This window comes from Bradyrhizobium sp. USDA 4341, assembly GCF_054063755.1.
Map to the genome: position 1 here is coordinate 4,500,575 of NZ_JBSSGO010000002.1, position 16,869 is coordinate 4,517,443.

Consider the following 16,869-nt stretch of genomic DNA (forward strand, 5'->3'; position numbering starts at 1 on the left):
GCTGATGCGGCGGTTCAGCCGGCGACGAAGAGGTCCACGACCGCTTTCAGCGTGCAGACCACAAGCGCCGAGGTGAACATCGCCGTACTGAGATCTGCGAGATAAAGCAGCTGCGCCTTCTGCTCCGCATCAAGCCGCGCGATCGCCTTGCGCATGGCCAAGCTCCCTTTTCAGGAGAACGCGTCGCGTGAACGTCGGTTCCCTCGGCCGCCTTCTCACGCCCGCTGCAGCGCCAGCGTCACGCCGCCGAGCGTCAGCGCCATCGCGCCGATCTCACGCAGCCCCCACGGCTCGCCGAGAATGATCGCAGCCGAAATCACGCCGATGACCGGCACCAGCAGCATGCCCGTCGACGCCGATGTCGGCGGCAGGCGGCGCAGCGTTTCGAACCAGGTGAGATAGCAGATGCCCATCGGCATCAGCGTCATATAGGCAAAGCAGCCGAGGCCGAACGGCGTGATCGCGGCATAGTTCGGGTGCTCGAACAGAACGCCGAGCAGCAGCATCACCAGACAGCCGATGCCGACCTGCCAGGCGACCACCGCGAGCGGCGGCATCGACAGCGGCTTGCGATTCAGCACGTTGCCGAGCGCGAACAGGATGGCACAGGCGAGCGCAAGCGCGATGCCGGTGAGCTTGTCGGCGCTGAACGCAAAGCCGTTGCCGCCGAGCAAGAACGCGACGCCGGCGACGCCGAGCACCAGCGCCGCCAGATCCCGCAGCGTCGGGCGGCTGTGTAGCACCGGCCAGGCGAACAGCATCGCCCAGATCGGCATCGTGTAGGCCAACAGCGCGCCCTCGCCGACCGTGACGAATTTCATCGCGATGGTGCCAAAGCCCATCCAGGCGAAGACATTGGTGAAGGAGGCGAACAACAGCCGCGGCAGCGCCTCGCGCGGCACCGCGAGCGACTGGCCGCGGGCCAGCGCCAGCGTACCCAGGATCACCGCCGCGCAGGTCCCGGCCAGCCCGCGGGCGAACAGCGGCGGCCATTGCTGCAGCAGCAGCTTCATCAGCGGCCAGTTCAGGGCCCAGCCGAACGCCGTCACCACCAGGCAGAGAAAGCCTATCGTTCGGTCGCGTTGCGTCTTATCCATCGGCCGCGCTTAGCAGGCGGAGCCAGGCGATTCCACTTCGCGGCGCGCATGCCGCGTCGGCGTGCATCTCGGATACCATTCCGTCAGGCAAAGGTGCCGATCGAGACCCGCGGCCAGCCCTCGCTTTTCCGCGCGGCGGCAAGCTTGCTTGTCCAGGCATCGATCAGGCTTGCGATCAGAAGACGGCCGGTGCCGCGCATGTCGGGCAGTTTCATGGTCGGCGTGCCGAGCGCGAGCGCGATCACGCCGTGCACGGCGGCAAGCAGCGCAGTTGCGAGCCGCGGCGGCAGGCCGGACGCCGGCTCGGCGCCCTGTGCCGCGAGATACTCGCGCACCGAGATCACGAACAGCTCGTAGCTGCGGCGCGCGATCTCGGTCTCACCGAAATAGACGCCGTCGGGAAAACGGCGGTCCTCGACCGTGCCGGACATCGAGAACAGCGAACGGAAGTGATCGGGATTGTCGGCCCAATAGTCGAGATAGGTTTCCATCACCCGCCGCAGCCGCGCATCGCTGTCGGCGGTCTGCGCGCGGACCCGTTCGAGCTGTTCGGCAACCGCCTCGAGATTCTGCTGCTTCACCGCGAGCAGCAGCAGCAGCTTGGTCGGATAATATTTGAGGACGGTGCCCTTCGAATAGCCGATCGCGTCGGCGATCTTCTGGATCGAGACGGTCTCGAGCGTGCCGGCGGCGAACTCCTTGCGCGCGGTCTCGAGGATCAGCGCCTTCAGCGCCTCCTTGTCGGCCTCCTGACGCGCCCTGCGCTGAAAGCGCCGCGCACCCCTGCTGGATCGCTCCTCGATCGACATTGCCGTCTCCTAGAGCCTTTTCCGCTCCGATGGAATCGAAACGAGGCTCCCCCTTGCCATAGCCGAGTTAATTGACTATGGTCAATTAAATGATCACAAGACGGGAGGATGCAATGAGCGCCCCTGCGAGCCCCCTCGCCGGCGAAATTGTCCGCAGCGATTTCGATCCGTTCAGCCCGGCGACGCGGGCCGATCCCTACGGCACCTACGCGGCGCTGCGTGCCGCGGCGCCGGTCGTTCGCCTGACCAGATATGACATCTGGGCGGTGCCGCGCTTTGCCGAGGTCAAGGCGATCTTCGGAGACCATGTCAATTTCAGCAACGCCGGCGGCGCCGGGCTTGCGAACCACTTCAAGGAAACGCCGTGGCGGCCGCCGAGCCTCGTGCTGGAAGCCGATCCGCCACTGCATACGCGGACCCGCGCGGTGCTGGCGCGGATCCTCTCGCCCGGCGCGATGCGGCGGCTCGCCGATGATTTCAAGGCCACGGCGACGCAGCTGATCGACGGACTCGTCGAGCGCGGATCGTTCGATGCGATCAAGGACATCGCGGAGGTGTTTCCGGTCAGTGTGTTTCCCGACGCGCTCGGCATCGACCAGGAGGGCCGCGAGAACTTCCTGACCTATGGCGCGATGGTGTTCGCCGGCTTCGGGCCCGAGAACGACTATTTCCGCAACCTGATGAAAGAGGCGCCGCGCGTGCTGCCCTGGGTGGCGGCACGCTGTCAGCGCGAGGCGCTGCGCCCCGACAGTTTTGGCGCGCAAGTCTACGAGGCGGCCGACACCGGCGAAATCAGCGTCGAGGAAGCTCCGCTGCTGGTGCGTTCGCTGCTCTCGGCCGGGCTCGACACCACGATCAGCGCGATCGGCATGGCGCTGTACACGCTTGCGCGCCATCCGGAGCAATGGGCATTGCTCGCAGCCGACCCGTCGCTGTCGCGCGCGGCGTTCGACGAGACGCTGCGCTTCGATTCACCGGCGCCGTTCGTGTTCCGCACCACGCCGCATGACACCGAGATCGCGGGCGTCCGGATCGGCAAGCACGAGAAGGTGCTGCTGCTGCTCGCCTCCGCCAACCGCGACGCGACGCGCTGGGAGCATCCCGACCAGTTCGACATCAGACGGCGGCTGTCCGGGCACATGGGCTTCGGCGTCGGCATCCACGGCTGTGTCGGGCAGATGGTGGCGCGGCTGGAGGCGGAGGCCGTGATCGCAGCGCTCGCGAGCCGCGTGAAGCAGTTCGACATTGCGGGTCCGGTCGCCTTCCGCGACAGCTCCGGCCTGCGCGCGCTCAGCACGATGCCGGTGCAGGTCACCCGCAAATAGCTTCGACATCGCGCGCCACGCAGCCTTGCTCAAGAAAAAGCCGGCGTACCTCTCGGTACGCCGGCTTGCACTTTGCCCTCTTCCGTAAACTCAGCTCATGCCGACGCCGCGCGCGGCGTGCGGTTGCGCGAGTTGCGCTGGAAGAACAGCGCCTGGCTCGCCACCGCCGACACCATCGCGGGCTGGAACGGCTTCGAGATCAGGAACGCCGGCTCCGGCCGTTCGCCGGTCAGGAAGCGCTCGGGATAGGCCGTGATGAACACCACCGGCACCTCGAACGTGCGCAGCAGCTCATTCACCGCATCGAGGCCCGACGAGCCGTCGGCGAGCTGGATGTCGGCGAGGATCAGGCCGGGCTTCTTGTTCTTGGCGAGCGCCACCGCATCGGAATGGGTGCGCGCGACGCCGATGACATTGTGGCCGAGATTCTTCACCAGGCTTTCGAGGTCCATGGCGATGAAAGTCTCGTCCTCGATGATCAGGACATCGGTGGCGATCTCGGCGGCCATCTCGCGACCGGCGGCATCGGTCAGCTTGCGGGTCTCGGCGATATCGGTGCCGAGAATGTAGCCGACCTCCTCCTCCGAGAAGCCTTCCAGCGACAACAGCAGGAAGGCCTGCCGAGGCAGCGGCGTGATGTTGGAGAGCCGGCGCTCCGGCGGCAACGAGAGCGTCGCCACATCGGCATTGTCGTTGTTGTTCACCGACACCGAATTCCAGATCTGGGTGAACAGCCGAAATAGCCCGGCGCGCGGACCGTGGCTCTGGTCCAGCAACGATCCGTCCTGCAACAGGGCCTCGAGCATGGCCCCGACATAGGCGTCCCCGGACGCCTGGTTTCCGGTCAGTGCGCGCGCATAACGGCGCAGCAGCGGAAGGTGTTCGGCAACGATCTGTGATCGGGACATTCCCACTCCATCCTTGTTCGTGAGGCCAACCGGCCTGAAACCCGTACTCTGGGGCGGCGTACCATTTTGGGGCGCCCCAGGTTCCCCTGCATGCCCGACTACGCGCGAGCGCCGAAAAAGTTCCACGAAATAGTTCCAGCCTTCCGGAACTTTCTGCGCAACTTTGCATTAGCTCCTGACCGACGAGGCAACGCGGCCAGCCTCTTTTTTCGAGGAATCGACTTGAAAATCAGAGACTTCACTCCCGGGGAAGCGTGGATCACATCATGAAGGAAGTAAAGAAGCAGGGCGGTCTCAACGCCGAGATTCAATCGAGAATCGGCCACCAGCTTCGCGCCATGTACGACGACGTGGTGCGGCAGGGGGTGCCCGACCGCTTTGCGGAGCTGATCCGCAAACTCGACGGACCCGAGGCTGCCGCGGCGGCTGTGGCCGGGGGCGATACTGACAAGAACAATGGAGGGGACTAATGCCTCTCACGAATGAACTTCGCGACGACATCCTGGCGTCGGTCCCGAGCCTGCGCGCGTTCGCGATCTCGCTGTCCGGTAATGGTGACCGCGCCGACGATCTGGTGCAGGAGACCCTGCTGCGCGCGATCGCCAATATCGACTCGTTCCAGCCCGGCTCGAACCTGCCCGCGTGGTTGTTCACCATCCTGCGCAACCTGTTTCGCTCCGACTACAGGAAGCGGCGGCGCGAGGTGGAGGATGCCGAGGGCAACTATGCCAAGACCCTGAAGAGCCAGCCGTCGCAGACAGCGCATCTGGAGTTCGAGGAATTCCGCGCTGCGCTCGAAAAGCTGCCGCAGGACCAGCGCGAGGCGCTGATCCTGGTTGGCGCCTCCGGCTTCTCCTACGAGGATGCCGCGGCGATCTGCGGCTGCGCGGTCGGCACCATCAAGAGCCGCGTCAACCGCGCGCGATCGAAGCTCTCCGCGCTGCTCTACGTCGACAGCGCCGAGGATTTCGGTCCCGACAACACCGTGCGCGCCGTGATCGGCGGCAATGGCGGATAGCCAGGCGCGATGCTAGAACGGAAGGGCGGCCCGCTGGGCCGCCTTTTTTCATTCGGCGATGGTCCACAACGGTATCGCGCAGCATGACCAGGAAGACGTTTGAAGCCACCATCGTCCTGGAAGGCAGCGCCTGCTTCATACCGGTGACGTTCGATCCGAAGGTTGTTTTCGGGAAGGTTCGCGCTCCGGTTCTGGTCACGCTGAACGGCTACACCTATCGAAGCACCATCGCCTCGATGGGCGGGCAGGTCTGCATTCCCTTGCGAAAGAGCAACCGCGAGGCGGCGGGCCTAAAGGGCGGCGAGACATTACGGGTCACGCTCGAACTCGATGCCGAAAAACGCACTGTCGACGTCCCACCCGACCTGGACAAGGCGCTCACCCCCGCTGCGCGGGCCCGCTGGGATCAGCTCAGCTACTCGCACCAGCGAGAATACGTCGAGGCAATCACCGAAGCCAAAAAGCCGGAGACGCGCGCACGCCGGATCGAGCAGACCATCGCCCGTCTCGATCGATCATCGTCAAACTAGAGCGTTTTTCCCTGGCGCTCGCTGCTGCGTGATCTGCCGCGTTGCGCGACGGTCGCGCCGTCAGCCCGCCATTGCCTGCTTGACGGCAGTCGGCTTGAAGCCGTTTCTCAATTCGAGGATCTTGCCCGCGATCTCGGTCACCGGGACCGGATGACTGAACAGGAAGCCCTGGGCCTCGTTGCAGCCCTCGGCCCGCATGTGGTCCAGCTGCTCGACGGTCTCGATGCCCTCGGCGATCGTGGTCATGCCAAGGCTCCTGCCAAGGCTGATGACGGCGCGCACGATCGATTTCGATCCATGCGTCGCGGTCGCGTCGCGCACGAAGGATTTGTCGATCTTGAGCTTGTCGAACGGAAAACTGCGCAGATAGCTCAGCGACGAATAACCGGTGCCGAAATCGTCCAGCGCGATGCGCAATCCCAGCGCCTTCAGCTTGTGCAGCGTTGCAAGCGTCTCGCTGCTGTTCGCGAGGAAGACGGATTCGGTGATTTCGAGCTCCAGCCGGCGCGGCGACAATTTCGACGCCGCCAGCCCGTTGACGACGACGTCGATGAAGTCGGGATCGCGAAACTGGACCGCGGAGACGTTGACCGCGAGCTTCATCTCGCTGGGCCAGGTGACGGCCTGCTCGCAGGCACGATTGAGCACCCATTCTCCCAACGGGCCGATCAGGCCGATCTCTTCGGCGATCGGGATGAACTGGTCCGGCGCCACCATTCCCCGCTTCGGGTGATGCCAGCGCAGCAGCGCCTCGAAGCCGCAGATGCGGTCGAGATGGAGATCGTAAAGCGGCTGGTAGTACAACGAGAACTCGTCCTTGGCCATCGCCTCGCGGAGATCGAGCTCGATCGCCCGACGCCGCTGCAGGCTGGCGTCCATCGCGGGCTCGAAGAAGCGCCAGGTACCCCGGCCTTCCATCTTGGCGCGGTACAGAGCGACGTCGGCGTTCTTCAGGAGCTTCTCTCCGGTGCTGCCGTCGACCGGCGACATCGAGATGCCGACGCTGCATCCGACCACGACACGATGCCCGTTCAGCTCGTACGGAGCGCCGACGCATTCCACGATGCGGCGGGCGAGGCGCTCAGCCTCCTCTCCGCCCTGGACGCCACACTGGATGACCGCGAACTCGTCGCCGCCCAGGCGCGCGACGGTATCGACCTCGCGGACGCAGGCGTTGAGGCGGTCGGCGACCGCACACAGCAGTTCGTCGCCGACCGGATGCCCGAGCGTATCGTTGACCTGCTTGAAATTATCGAGATCGAGGCAGAACACCGCGAAGCCGGATCCGCGGCCGACCTGAGCGACCGCCAGCTCGATCCGTTCGGCCAGCAGCGTCCGGTTCGGCAGCCTGGTCAGGGCATCGTGCCGGGCCATGAACGCGATCTGCGACTCGGCCCGCTGCTGTTCGGTGACATCCTCGCAGGTGACGAGCCAGCCGCCGTCGGATGTCGGCCGTTGCGCGATGGCAATGATCCGTCCATCGCTGAGATGCTGCAGATAGTTGCCCTCGTGCTGGGCCATCGATCGCTCGCGTTCCGCCAGCAGGTCTTCGACGGTCTGGTCACCGTGATTGTCGGCGGCAACGCTGAGGCTGAGCACGTCCTCCATGGTCATTCCGGGAACGACGAGCTCCGGCGAAATATCGAAGATCTCGCAGAACCTGCGGTTGGCGACCTGCAGCCGCGCCTCGCTGTTGTAGAGGCACAGCCCCTGCGACATGTGCGTGAGCGCCGCGTCGAGCCGCAGATTGGTTTCATGCAGCTCGGCCTTCTGCTGCTTCATCGCGGAGATGTCGCTGTAGACAAGAACGACGCCGCCCTCCTGCGTCTCGCTGCGGCTGACACGCAGCCAGCGCCCGTCGGAAAGCTGCGCCTCGCTCGCGAAGCCATCGAAGTCACTGTCGGCCGGCGCCAGGCTGGGGGCATCGAGCCGATCCGACTGCAGAAGCTGCGGCGAGAGACGGATGAATTCGCTGGCGCGCGAATTGGCCAGCGCGATCTGGCCATCCGCATCGAGCAGCACGACGCCTTCGTGCGACGTTTCGAGCGCATCGGAAAGCCGCGCCTGCGCGGAGCGGCGTTGCGAGACCTCCTGATCGACCATCCGCCTGATGTTGTCGCGCATGGTTTCCATGGCGGTCAGCAGCGTGCCGAGCTCGTCGGTGCCGCCCTTGGGGACGGTCGCGTCGAGGTCGCCGCCGGCGATGCTCCGCGCGGCCCGCGATGCAATGGCGACGGGCCCGATGATCCGGCGCGCCAACACCCACGAGAACAGCGCCGACAGGAACAGCGCGACGGTCAGCCCGGCGACGTTGAGTTGCAGATCCCGCTTGATCGTCGAGAGCGCCTTTTGCCGGAACAGAAAGCCGTCGCCGGCCGTGTAGTTGACCAGCAGCTCGACCTGCTGGCTGACGATCTTGGAGTAGCGATCGACATCGCCGACCGTCGTCCCCGATGCACGTGGATCAGCCGCCGAATTTCCCTCGACCGACGATCCGATCGCACGACGATGCAGCGCCATCCAGGCGTCGGCGGCTTCCTGAACCTTTGCGGCGGCTTGCGCGGCCCGCGAGGACTGCGAGCGGTCGGCAGCGATCGTCAGGTCTTCCGAGAGCGTCTTGGCGAGCTTTTCAATCTGGCTGTCGAGGCTGGCGTGAATTTCCGGATCCGTGGTCAGCAGACGCTGCGACGACGCGACCCGCATTGTGGCGAAGTCCGCACCGGCCGCGCGGGCGTAATTGATCGACATCAGGGATTCGTCGAACGTCTTGGCCACCAGATCGCCGGCATGGCGGATGCCAAGGATGGAGTATCCGCCGAGCGCGACGGCAACGGCGCTCATCGCGAGGCAAAAAATCAGAATCTGGGTGCGGATCGAACCTGTGGTCAGGGCAAGACGCGACAGGCCGCCGGTCGCGAGCCGAAAGGCTGCACCGCTCTTTACCCTGAGGTTGCCTAATAGGCTATCCATACCCGCGTTTCGCCGTTGCGCTCGATGTTCAAGCTACGCAGAAACGCGCAGCGCTTGCGGAAAAATGACTGTCTGCTCAAAATTGCTTTAGTAGTGACTGCAACTCATGCTGAAATCGTTAAGATCAGCTGGCGATAATCACCCTTACAGGTAAACGCGGGACGCATCATTTGCACGCTAGATTGGCCGGCGTCGGAATTCCAAGCGGGGGTCTCATGCAGTCAGGCTTGTTGCGCATCCTGCGCCTCGGCCGGTCCGGAGGCGCGCCTTTAGTGGCCGCGATTGTCACGGGAGCGCTAGCCGGCGCCGCTCTGGGTGCGGCGCCATACGTCATTTCGCAGAAGGATCGCGAATTCAAGCCCGCAGAGATATCAATCAAGCGCGGCGAGATTTTACGATTCATTAACGATGACGGCGAACTGCTGCATCACGCTTATTTGAGCACCGATACGTTCAGTTTCGACTCGGGCGACCAGCAGCCTGGCAGCAAGTTCGACGTCACATTTTCCGTACCCGGCGACTACACCGTGCTGTGCGGCATTCATCCGAAGATGAAGCTCGCGGTCCACGTCGCCAAATAGTCTCCCTCAGGGATCAACGATCTACAGGACCGAGGTTTTGAAGATCGCGGCGTGGCCGAAATAGTAGACGAACAGCGTCAGCGACAGCGCGGCGCAGAGCGCGACCGGGGCAAGCCACGGCGCGCGACGATCGCGCGGCAACACCTTGTTGTCGGCGAGAATCGCAAACAGCACGGCGATGATCGCCGAGTGTCCGATGGTGTCGATCTTGCCGAATTCGAAGCACGCGCTGATGAACATCCCCGTCAGCACGGCGGCGGCGCAGCGCCGGATCAGCGGCGTCCAGATCAGGGCAAAGGCGAGCGTGAATTCCACCATGCCCGCGGCGCGCATGTAGAACTCATTGTCGAAGCCGAGGGTCATCCCGGTATGCTCGATCAGGAGCGGAAAGCTCCATTCCGGATAGGCCCATTTTTCGATCGAGGCCCACATCAGCGTCACCGCCGCGGCGTACCGCATCACGTCGATCGGCCGGATTCCGAACAGATCCTTGTTCAGCCCGATCAGCGCAAAATAGGCGGCAACGCCGAGAAAAATCGGGTAGTCGGCAAGATGGAAGACGCCGTAACCGCGAACGCCGATGCCGAACAGGATCGCCATCCCCACGGCCGACAGCGGCAGCGTGCGCCGCGACAGCATGCCGGCGGCGATGGCGAGCTGCAACGCGCCCACCAGCGGTGACGACGTCTTCAACTCGGGGGTCAGCAGGATCCCGCCCACGGCCCAGATCGAGATGAAGAAGAACGCGCAGACGGCGCGCATCATCAGTTCGGTGTGCAGCCGAAGTCCCTCGGTAATGCGGTCCAGCACGCGAATGGTCGCATCGCCGAGCGACGTCGGCTCGATCAGGCAGCCCGCAAACAGCCAGAAGACGGCGACACCGAGCAGCAGTTCAAAATCGAGGCAAAGGACATTCTCGAGTCCGCGGGGCTGACCGGCGACATCGTAAGCGCAAAACCATTTGACATGTGCCTCGGCACTGCGCGCGGCTACGACGCAAAACAAAACCGCTGCAAGGCACGTGGCGAAAAAGGAGCGCACAGCCGACGCGGCATCTCGCTCCCGCCCATTAAACATTGAACCAACCGCCCACACACACATACGCTTAAGGACTTGTTTAACTTATATCAAATTTTACGCTTTGCGCCTGCCTCTGGACATCCGCTGGTTGCATTGTGGTTAATTGCGGCAGGCAGGCCCCAACCCGTCCCTCATTGCATCTTTTCCGGGCAGTTCCATCGAATTTTAGCTAATTCCGGCACGGGGGCTCAATTCAACTGTCGTAGTGAAACCCGGACAAATCGGATCGGGAGGCCGGTTAAATGTTCGGAGTGTTGAGCGTCGTGAGTATCGGGGTGGGGTCAGCCCTCGCCTATGTGACAAAATCGTCCCCGTCGCGCACGGCGGCCCTCGAGACCTGCGCGGGCGCGTTCCTGATCGTCGGCCTCGGCCTGCTTGGGGCCGCACTACCGCACCTGGCCTGACGAGCCCCCGTTCCAGACCCTCTGCTGCGCTCAGCGCGGCAATTTGGGTATCCCCGCCACCGGCGGGGCCGTGGCGGTCAGGGATTGCAGGAAGACGATGAGGTCCTTCTTCTCGCCTGCCGTCAGAGACAACGGCTTGATGTCGGGCGACCGGCTCGGCCGCTCAATCCCGCCTTTGTTGTAGAGCTCGATGACATCTTCCAGCGTCGCGACCGATCCGTCGTGCATGTAGGGCGCACGGCGCGCGACATCGCGCAATGTCGGGGTCTTGAACGCATATTTCAGCTTCGCCGAGGTCGGAAAGTAACGTCCGCGCCCGATGTCGTGGCCCTTGGCGGTGCCGATATCCTGGAAGGACCCGTCGGAGAAGGACGGGCCGCTGTGGCAGGACGAACAGCGTCCCTTGCCGTTGAAAATCTCAAAGCCGCGCTGGGCCGTTGCGCTGATCGCGCTCTCGTCGCCCTTGATCCAGCGGTCGAACGGGGCTTCGCCTGCGACGATGGAGCGCTCGAAGGTCGCCAGCGACTGCTCGATCCTCGGCCGCGTGATCGCGCCGTCGCCGAACGCATGGGTGAATGCATCGACATAGCCGGGGATCGCCGCGAGACGCGCGATCAATTCCGGCTCGGTCATGTTGAGGTTCATCGGGCTCAGAATCGGCCCGAACGCAACGGATTCGAGATCCCTGAACTTGCCGTCCCATCCCAGCGGCTCGAAGAAGGCCACATCGATCAGCGTCGGCGAACGGATCGGCAAGCCTTTCGGATCCTCACCGATGGCGCGCGGCAGGCCGTCGGCCCATGACAGGCTCGGCTTGTGGCAGCTCGCGCAGGAATGCGTCTTGGACCGCGACAGCAGCGGATCGAAGAACAGCATCTGCCCAAGCGCGGATTTCGCCTCCGAATAGGGATTACTGCTCGGGAAGGGAACGACGTCGGGCCGGCGATAGCTGGCACGGATTGTCGCAGGGTCGCGCGGCGCCGTCGCCGGGGTCAAGGCAAGCGACAGCCCGACAGGCAAAACTGCCGCGAGCAAGGTCAGGCTGACCCAAAGCCTCATGGGGGTCCTCAGACGGTATCCTGCTCGGTATATGCCGAAGCATGTTCAACGAAGTTTTAACACTCGGTTGCGGTCTATTACGGATGCCGGATTCCGTCACAGATCATTTGAGCGTCGTCCGGCGCTCCTGATTTCGATCAATCCGTGCAATAACATAGCCACTCAACCTAAGGCGGCCACGGCGGTCTACTTCGTGGGGCGCTCTACTTCTTCGCCGGACGGACCGGCGCGGAGAGCTGCTCGGTGCGGTCGCGCTCGGTCATGTCGACCACGGTGTCCATCGGCGCGGTGAGCTCATAGACATAGGAGACGTCGGTGAAGTAGCGCTTCGCGGTGCCGCCCAGCGCCTCCGGCGCGACGCGGTCGAGCAGGATCAGGCCGAAATCGCTGTCGGCCCGCCGCGTCGCCTGGCTGGTGTTGAACTCCTCCCAGCGGAAATGGAACATCGAGTCCGCATCCTCGCCGGCGACTTCCCAGTTCGCGACGATGTGCGGATGCTTGCCGACCAGCGACAGCCCTTCGTCGGAGTGCGAGGCGAGCTCAAAAAACAGCAGCGACAGCGATTGCGCGGCGCGGGCGCTGACGGTGATGTCGGGACCGTTCACCGCGATCCGGTCGGCATGCGGAATCGCGCGCGATTCGAACAGGCCCTTCAGCTTGACGCCCTGCCACTGGCTCTCGCTGAGCAGCGTGACGACATTCGACATCGCGTGGATGCGCCCGATCAACAGTTCGCGCGCGACGTCGATGTCGGCGCCGTGCCGCAGCGTGCGGGTCACGATCGACTGGATCACCGCGAGGATGTTCTTGACCCGATGGTTGAGCTCGTCGATGACCGCAGTCAGCCGGCGCTCGAAGCCGATCCGAACCTCGATCTCGCGGCTGAGGCGCAAATTGTTGTAGGCGACATAGCCGAACAGGCCGCAGACGATGCCTGTCAGCGCGAGGCCGATCGCCGCGACGATGGTCGCGGTCTGCTGCGCACGCACCGTGGCGTTGCTCTTGGCGTAATAGTCAAGCGACCAGTCCCGGCCGCCGAACGTCACCGTGCGGACCATCGACGGCAGCGGGCCGTCCTGGCGCACCGCGCGCGAGGTGACGATGCCCTGCTCGTTGGCGGTGAACTCGTCGTTGGAATCACGCGGGTCCTTCAACGCCACCGCGAACAGCGAGGAATCGTCATTTGTCAGCATCAGCGACGACAGCTCGTAGGAAAAGGTGATGAAGCCGGCCGGCTCGGACCCGCCCTCCTGGAACACCGGCGCGGCGAGCACGACCCCGACCGGGCCGTTCTGCCGCAGCAGCGGCACCGGATCCGAGGCCACGGGCTTGGCGTTCTCCATTGCCCGCGCCAGCATCGGACCGACCACCGAGTGGCGGTCGAAGGCGCGGCCCGGGATGCTCAGGGTTTCCGGATTGCGCGGCTCGACGTCCATCAGCACGTTGATCGGCTTGTCGAGCGCCTTGATGTCGAGCGCCTGGTCGTCGAAATCGCGGATCGAGGGATTGGTGAAGCCGGCGGCCTTCAGCTCCGCCTCGGCCGCGGTCAGCTCGTTCGGCTTGAGCCGCGCGATCCAGGCGGCGACCACGAAATCGGTCTTGAAGGCGTAGATCGCCGAGCGCAGCGGCTGCAGCATGTTGGCCTTCACCATCGACGGGGTCCGGAACAGTCCCGAGGCCACCCGCGCCAGCAGCTCGCGCTCGGTCAGGCGGTCCTGCACCAGGCTGGCATGGACGTCGATCGCCCGCGCCAGCGCGATACCGTCGATTGCGAGCTCCTGATCGTGCACCCGATAGGCGGCAAGACCGGAGAGCAGAACTCCGATCAGCGCAATCAATGCAACGATGAAGCCCAGTCGAACCACACGCTTACTCGGCAATCAGGGGGTGGCGAAAGGGGACGGTAGGCATCTGGCTTCTGCGGGGGCGGCGACAAATCAGGGTGCGATGAACGCCAGCCGCAAGGGAATATGGAATAGCGATCATCGGTACGCAACAGGAGCCGGTCGGCAACATTAACGACGACGCCATCCGGCGGTCTTTGGCGGCACCAAAGGTTGCTAATCGTCAAAGTTGGAAATTGTTCCGGCAATTGCGCAGCTTTTTTGCGGCGGAGTGCGCTCCCCTCTCGTCGTCCGTCACCCTGAGGAGCGCGAAGCGCGTCTCGAAGGATGAACGGCCCGGACAGTGGGGCCGTACACCCTTCGAGGCTCGCTACGCGAGCGCCTCAGAGTGACGGTGAAGCGCACCACGGTCCGCCACAATGATTAACGGCCAGCCGCCTTGCCCGCGCCCTGCGACCGAAGGCCACCCTTGGTCTCGATGAAGCTGATGATGCGGTCGAGGCCGTCGCTCTTCTTCAGGTTGGTCATCACGAAGGGGCGTTCGCCGCGCATCCGCCTGGCGTCGGTGTCCATCTTCTCCAGCGACGCACCGACATGGGGCGCGAGGTCGATCTTGTTGATCACCAGAAGGTCGGATCGTGTGATGCCGGGGCCGCCCTTGGAGGGGATCTTGTCGCCGGCGGCGACGTCGATGACGTAGATGGTCAGATCCGCCAATTCCGGCGAGAAGGTCGCCGCCAGATTGTCGCCGCCGGACTCGATCAGCACCAGGTCCAGATCGGGGAATTTCGCCCGCATGTCGGCGACCGCAGCGAGGTTCATCGAGGCGTCCTCGCGGATCGCGGTGTGCGGGCAGCCGCCGGTCTCGACGCCGGCGATGCGGTCCGGTGTCAGCGAACCGGAGCGCACCAGAAACTCGGCGTCCCATTTGGTGTAGATGTCGTTGGTGATCGCGGCGATGTCGTAACGCTCGCGCATCGCCTTGCAGAGCAGGTCCATCAGCGCGGTCTTGCCGGAGCCGACCGGACCGCCGACGCCGACGCGCAACGGGCCATGAGAAGTTGCCATATCAATCCATCCATCGTCGTCCCGGCGAAAGCCGGGACCCATAACCACCGAATTGAGTTGTTGCGCGAAGCTGGGGCCGCAAACTTGCATAACCACGAAGGCCGGTGGTTATGGGTCCCGGCTTTCGCCGGGACGACAGCGGAGGGCGCATCATGACCGGAACAGCCTCGTATACTGCGCTTCATGACGCAGGCTTGCGAGGTCGGCCCGGAAGGTCGCGCTGCCGAGATCGTCGAGCGAAGCTGCGTTGGCCCGCGCCGCGGTCGCGGCGACGACCGGCTCGAGACCGGCCAGCACGCGCTGGCTGTCGGTCTGCCCGAGCGGGATCAACCGGCTGCCTGCGGAAATCCAGTTCGAGAGCACGGCATGCAGGAAGGCATGCAGCGATGGCGCCAGCCGGATGCCATGCGCAGCGCTGACGATACCGACCGCGACCGGGTACACGATCGGCCCGTCGCAAGCCGCAGTCATCGCGTCGAGGCCGGACGAACTCCAGGCCGCACGGGCAATCTCGATGAAGGCGCGTCCCTGGGTCGTGGTCTCGAGCTGCCGCTCGCGGGACGGCACGAAGGCAGCAGCAAGCTCGGCGATCTCCTTCAGTCCGGCGTGGCCGGGCTCCGACGCCGCGCGATGGCTCTGCGCAAGGAACACGGCGTCGCAAAAGCCGCTGCCGTCGGTGAGCATCGCAGCGAGCCAGCCGCGCAGCGACGCGGCATCGGTGATGTCGCCGGCCTCCACCGCCCATTCGATGCCGCTGGAATAGGCGAACGCCCCGACCGGAAAGGACGGCGACAGCCACGTCATCAGCCGGTACAGCGCGGCCGCCTCGTCCTCCGTCATCCCGCCGCGCACCGCAGCGGGATCAGGCTCATTTGTGGTCATGAGCATGGGAGTGGTCGTGGTGATGATGGGCATGGTCGCAATGCTCATCATGATGATGGTGGTGGTCGTGGTCATGCCCATGGTCATGGTGATGTCCATCACCGTGGTGGTGACCATGATCGTGCGCGTCGCTATGGGCATGATCGTGCCCGGTGTGACCATGCGCGTGCTCGTCGGCATGCGCATGCTCGGCATAGGCGCCGCCTTCGGGATCGAACGGCGCCTCGATCTCGATGACACGGGCCCCTAACCCCTTCACCATCGCCTCGATCACGTGATCGCGCCGAATGCGCAGGCCTTTCGGCATGATCTGCGTCGGCAGATGGCGGTTGCCAAGATGCCAGGCGACCCGGATCAGATGATGCGGATCGCTGCCGCGAATTTCCGCCAGCGGCTCCGGAGCTGCGACCACCTCGATGAGGCGGCCGTCCTCCAGCACCAATGCGTCGCCGCCGCGCAGCGCGACGGCGTTCTCGAGATCGAGCAGGAATTCGAGCCCGCGCGTCCCGGTCATTGCCATCCGCCGCCGGTGCCGGTCGTCGAAATCGAGCACGACGGTGTCGGCTGCCGCTTCTGTCCAGCGATGCTGTCCCAGGACCTTGGTTGCGCGGATCATCGATTGCCTCAGAGCTTCTGAACCTTGGCGTCGCTGATGATCTCGATCACCGTCGGGCCCGTCTTCATTTCGGCGGAATATTCGCGCCACACCTTCATGTGCGGCGCCTTGCTGTGCGCGGTCAGGTCGTCGCGGGTTTCCCAGCGCTCGACGACCACATACAGATTGGGATCGTTGACGCTGACATGGCCCTCGTAGGAGAGGCAGCCCTTCTCCTTGTGGGTCTCGGCGATGCACGCCTTGTGTCCCCTAATGAAGTCGTCCTTGTTCTCCGGCTTCATCGGCGTGGTGGCGATGACATAGATCATGCTGTTTCTCCCGTTCTTGTTCTTGTTAGCGAACGTCGACCTTCTCGGGCGTGATCACCTCGATCTTCGGCGGCGCAGCCATGCACTTCACCGCAACGCGGCCGAAGGTCTTCATGTGCTCGGCGGTGCGATGCGGCACCAGCGCCTCGGCGTTCTCCCACTGCTCGACGAACACCATCTTGCTGTGGTCGGTGACGCTCTCGTGCAAGTCGTAGGCGATGTTGCCGGGCTCCTTGCGGGTTTCCTTGATGCAGGCCGTCGCCGCAGCGATGAATTCGGCGCGGGTCTCGGGCTTGATGGTCAGGGTGGCTACGACGTAAATCACGGAAATTCCTCCCGGTTTTCTCTTATGGCTTTGGATACCGGGAGT

At 64.3% G+C, this 16,869-nt stretch carries 19 protein-coding genes; 6 read left to right on the plus strand and 13 right to left on the minus strand.

The genetic code is table 11. The annotated features are described in order from the left end of the window. Positions 1 to 14 precede the first annotated feature (14 nt). The 3 genes from ACVIGB_RS27355 to ACVIGB_RS27365 all read right to left on the minus strand — a co-directional run bounded on the left by ACVIGB_RS27355 (position 15) and on the right by ACVIGB_RS27365 (position 1,906). Positions 15 to 155, minus strand: a complete 141-nt coding sequence (locus ACVIGB_RS27355; RefSeq protein WP_456720288.1) for a hypothetical protein — start codon at positions 153 to 155, stop codon at positions 15 to 17. Positions 156 to 215: 60 nt separating this feature from the next. Beyond that, entirely contained in the window at positions 216 to 1,097 is an 882-nt protein-coding gene (locus ACVIGB_RS27360) for a DMT family transporter (RefSeq protein WP_456720287.1), read from the minus strand. A gap of 83 nt (positions 1,098 to 1,180) precedes the next feature. Further along, on the minus strand, positions 1,181 to 1,906 hold the full coding sequence (locus tag ACVIGB_RS27365) for a TetR/AcrR family transcriptional regulator (protein ID WP_456720286.1): 726 nt from the start codon (positions 1,904 to 1,906) through the stop codon (positions 1,181 to 1,183). Positions 1,907 to 2,019: 113 nt separating this feature from the next. On the opposite strand from ACVIGB_RS27365, the gene ACVIGB_RS27370 reads away from it, so the two are divergent. Further along, entirely contained in the window at positions 2,020 to 3,231 is a 1,212-nt protein-coding gene (locus ACVIGB_RS27370) for a cytochrome P450 (RefSeq protein WP_456720285.1), read from the plus strand. A gap of 95 nt (positions 3,232 to 3,326) precedes the next feature. Here the strand turns inward: ACVIGB_RS27370 and ACVIGB_RS27375 are convergent, their stop codons facing one another. Then, entirely contained in the window at positions 3,327 to 4,139 is an 813-nt protein-coding gene (locus ACVIGB_RS27375; RefSeq protein WP_212314214.1) for a response regulator, read from the minus strand. Positions 4,140 to 4,405: 266 nt separating this feature from the next. Here ACVIGB_RS27375 and ACVIGB_RS27380 point away from each other — a divergent pair, with 266 nt between their 5' ends. The 3 genes from ACVIGB_RS27380 to ACVIGB_RS27390 all read left to right on the plus strand — a co-directional run bounded on the left by ACVIGB_RS27380 (position 4,406) and on the right by ACVIGB_RS27390 (position 5,687). Then, on the plus strand, positions 4,406 to 4,609 hold the full coding sequence (locus ACVIGB_RS27380; RefSeq protein ID WP_018269610.1) for a NepR family anti-sigma factor: 204 nt from the start codon (positions 4,406 to 4,408) through the stop codon (positions 4,607 to 4,609). Beyond that, positions 4,609 to 5,157, plus strand: coding sequence for a sigma-70 family RNA polymerase sigma factor (locus ACVIGB_RS27385; protein WP_092118964.1), 549 nt, complete (start codon positions 4,609 to 4,611; stop codon positions 5,155 to 5,157). The genes ACVIGB_RS27380 and ACVIGB_RS27385 overlap by 1 nt, the downstream gene beginning before the upstream one ends. 83 nt (positions 5,158 to 5,240) lie before the next feature. Next, positions 5,241 to 5,687 (plus strand): YdeI/OmpD-associated family protein, encoded by a 447-nt coding sequence (locus ACVIGB_RS27390; protein WP_456720284.1) that lies wholly within the window; start codon positions 5,241 to 5,243, stop codon positions 5,685 to 5,687. A 60-nt stretch (positions 5,688 to 5,747) separates the two neighbouring features. On the opposite strand, the gene ACVIGB_RS27395 is transcribed toward ACVIGB_RS27390, so the two are convergent. Continuing rightward, a complete protein-coding gene (locus tag ACVIGB_RS27395; RefSeq protein ID WP_456720283.1) occupies positions 5,748 to 8,657 on the minus strand; it encodes an EAL domain-containing protein in 2,910 nt (969 codons plus the stop codon). Between the two features lie 215 nt (positions 8,658 to 8,872). Between ACVIGB_RS27395 and ACVIGB_RS27400 the strand changes: the two genes are divergently transcribed. After that, complete coding sequence (locus tag ACVIGB_RS27400) at positions 8,873 to 9,238, plus strand: methylamine utilization protein (protein WP_092118973.1); 366 nt, start codon at positions 8,873 to 8,875, stop codon at positions 9,236 to 9,238. Positions 9,239 to 9,259: 21 nt separating this feature from the next. Here ACVIGB_RS27400 and ACVIGB_RS27405 read toward each other — a convergent pair whose 3' ends face one another. After that, complete coding sequence (locus ACVIGB_RS27405) at positions 9,260 to 10,243, minus strand: hypothetical protein (protein WP_456720282.1); 984 nt, start codon at positions 10,241 to 10,243, stop codon at positions 9,260 to 9,262. A 317-nt stretch (positions 10,244 to 10,560) separates the two neighbouring features. Here ACVIGB_RS27405 and ACVIGB_RS27410 point away from each other — a divergent pair, with 317 nt between their 5' ends. Further along, a complete protein-coding gene (locus tag ACVIGB_RS27410; RefSeq protein WP_171947852.1) occupies positions 10,561 to 10,722 on the plus strand; it encodes a hypothetical protein in 162 nt (53 codons plus the stop codon). Positions 10,723 to 10,752: 30 nt separating this feature from the next. Here ACVIGB_RS27410 and ACVIGB_RS27415 read toward each other — a convergent pair whose 3' ends face one another. The 7 genes from ACVIGB_RS27415 to ACVIGB_RS27445 form a co-directional block, all read right to left on the minus strand. Continuing rightward, entirely contained in the window at positions 10,753 to 11,781 is a 1,029-nt protein-coding gene (locus ACVIGB_RS27415) for a cytochrome-c peroxidase (RefSeq protein WP_456720281.1), read from the minus strand. A 203-nt stretch (positions 11,782 to 11,984) separates the two neighbouring features. Beyond that, entirely contained in the window at positions 11,985 to 13,646 is a 1,662-nt protein-coding gene (locus tag ACVIGB_RS27420; protein WP_456657925.1) for a CHASE domain-containing protein, read from the minus strand. Positions 13,647 to 14,048: 402 nt separating this feature from the next. Beyond that, positions 14,049 to 14,693, minus strand: coding sequence for an urease accessory protein UreG (gene ureG, locus ACVIGB_RS27425; RefSeq protein WP_456720280.1), 645 nt, complete (start codon positions 14,691 to 14,693; stop codon positions 14,049 to 14,051). A gap of 150 nt (positions 14,694 to 14,843) precedes the next feature. Further along, a complete protein-coding gene (locus ACVIGB_RS27430) occupies positions 14,844 to 15,581 on the minus strand; it encodes an urease accessory protein UreF (RefSeq protein WP_456725066.1) in 738 nt (245 codons plus the stop codon). After that, positions 15,562 to 16,191, minus strand: coding sequence for an urease accessory protein UreE (locus tag ACVIGB_RS27435; protein WP_456720279.1), 630 nt, complete (start codon positions 16,189 to 16,191; stop codon positions 15,562 to 15,564). Before ACVIGB_RS27435 ends, ACVIGB_RS27430 begins: the two co-directional genes overlap by 20 nt. 8 nt (positions 16,192 to 16,199) lie before the next feature. Beyond that, a complete protein-coding gene (locus ACVIGB_RS27440; RefSeq protein WP_092118991.1) occupies positions 16,200 to 16,499 on the minus strand; it encodes a putative quinol monooxygenase in 300 nt (99 codons plus the stop codon). A gap of 25 nt (positions 16,500 to 16,524) precedes the next feature. After that, complete coding sequence (locus tag ACVIGB_RS27445) at positions 16,525 to 16,824, minus strand: putative quinol monooxygenase (RefSeq protein ID WP_024581875.1); 300 nt, start codon at positions 16,822 to 16,824, stop codon at positions 16,525 to 16,527. Between the last annotated feature and the right edge of the window lie 45 nt (positions 16,825 to 16,869).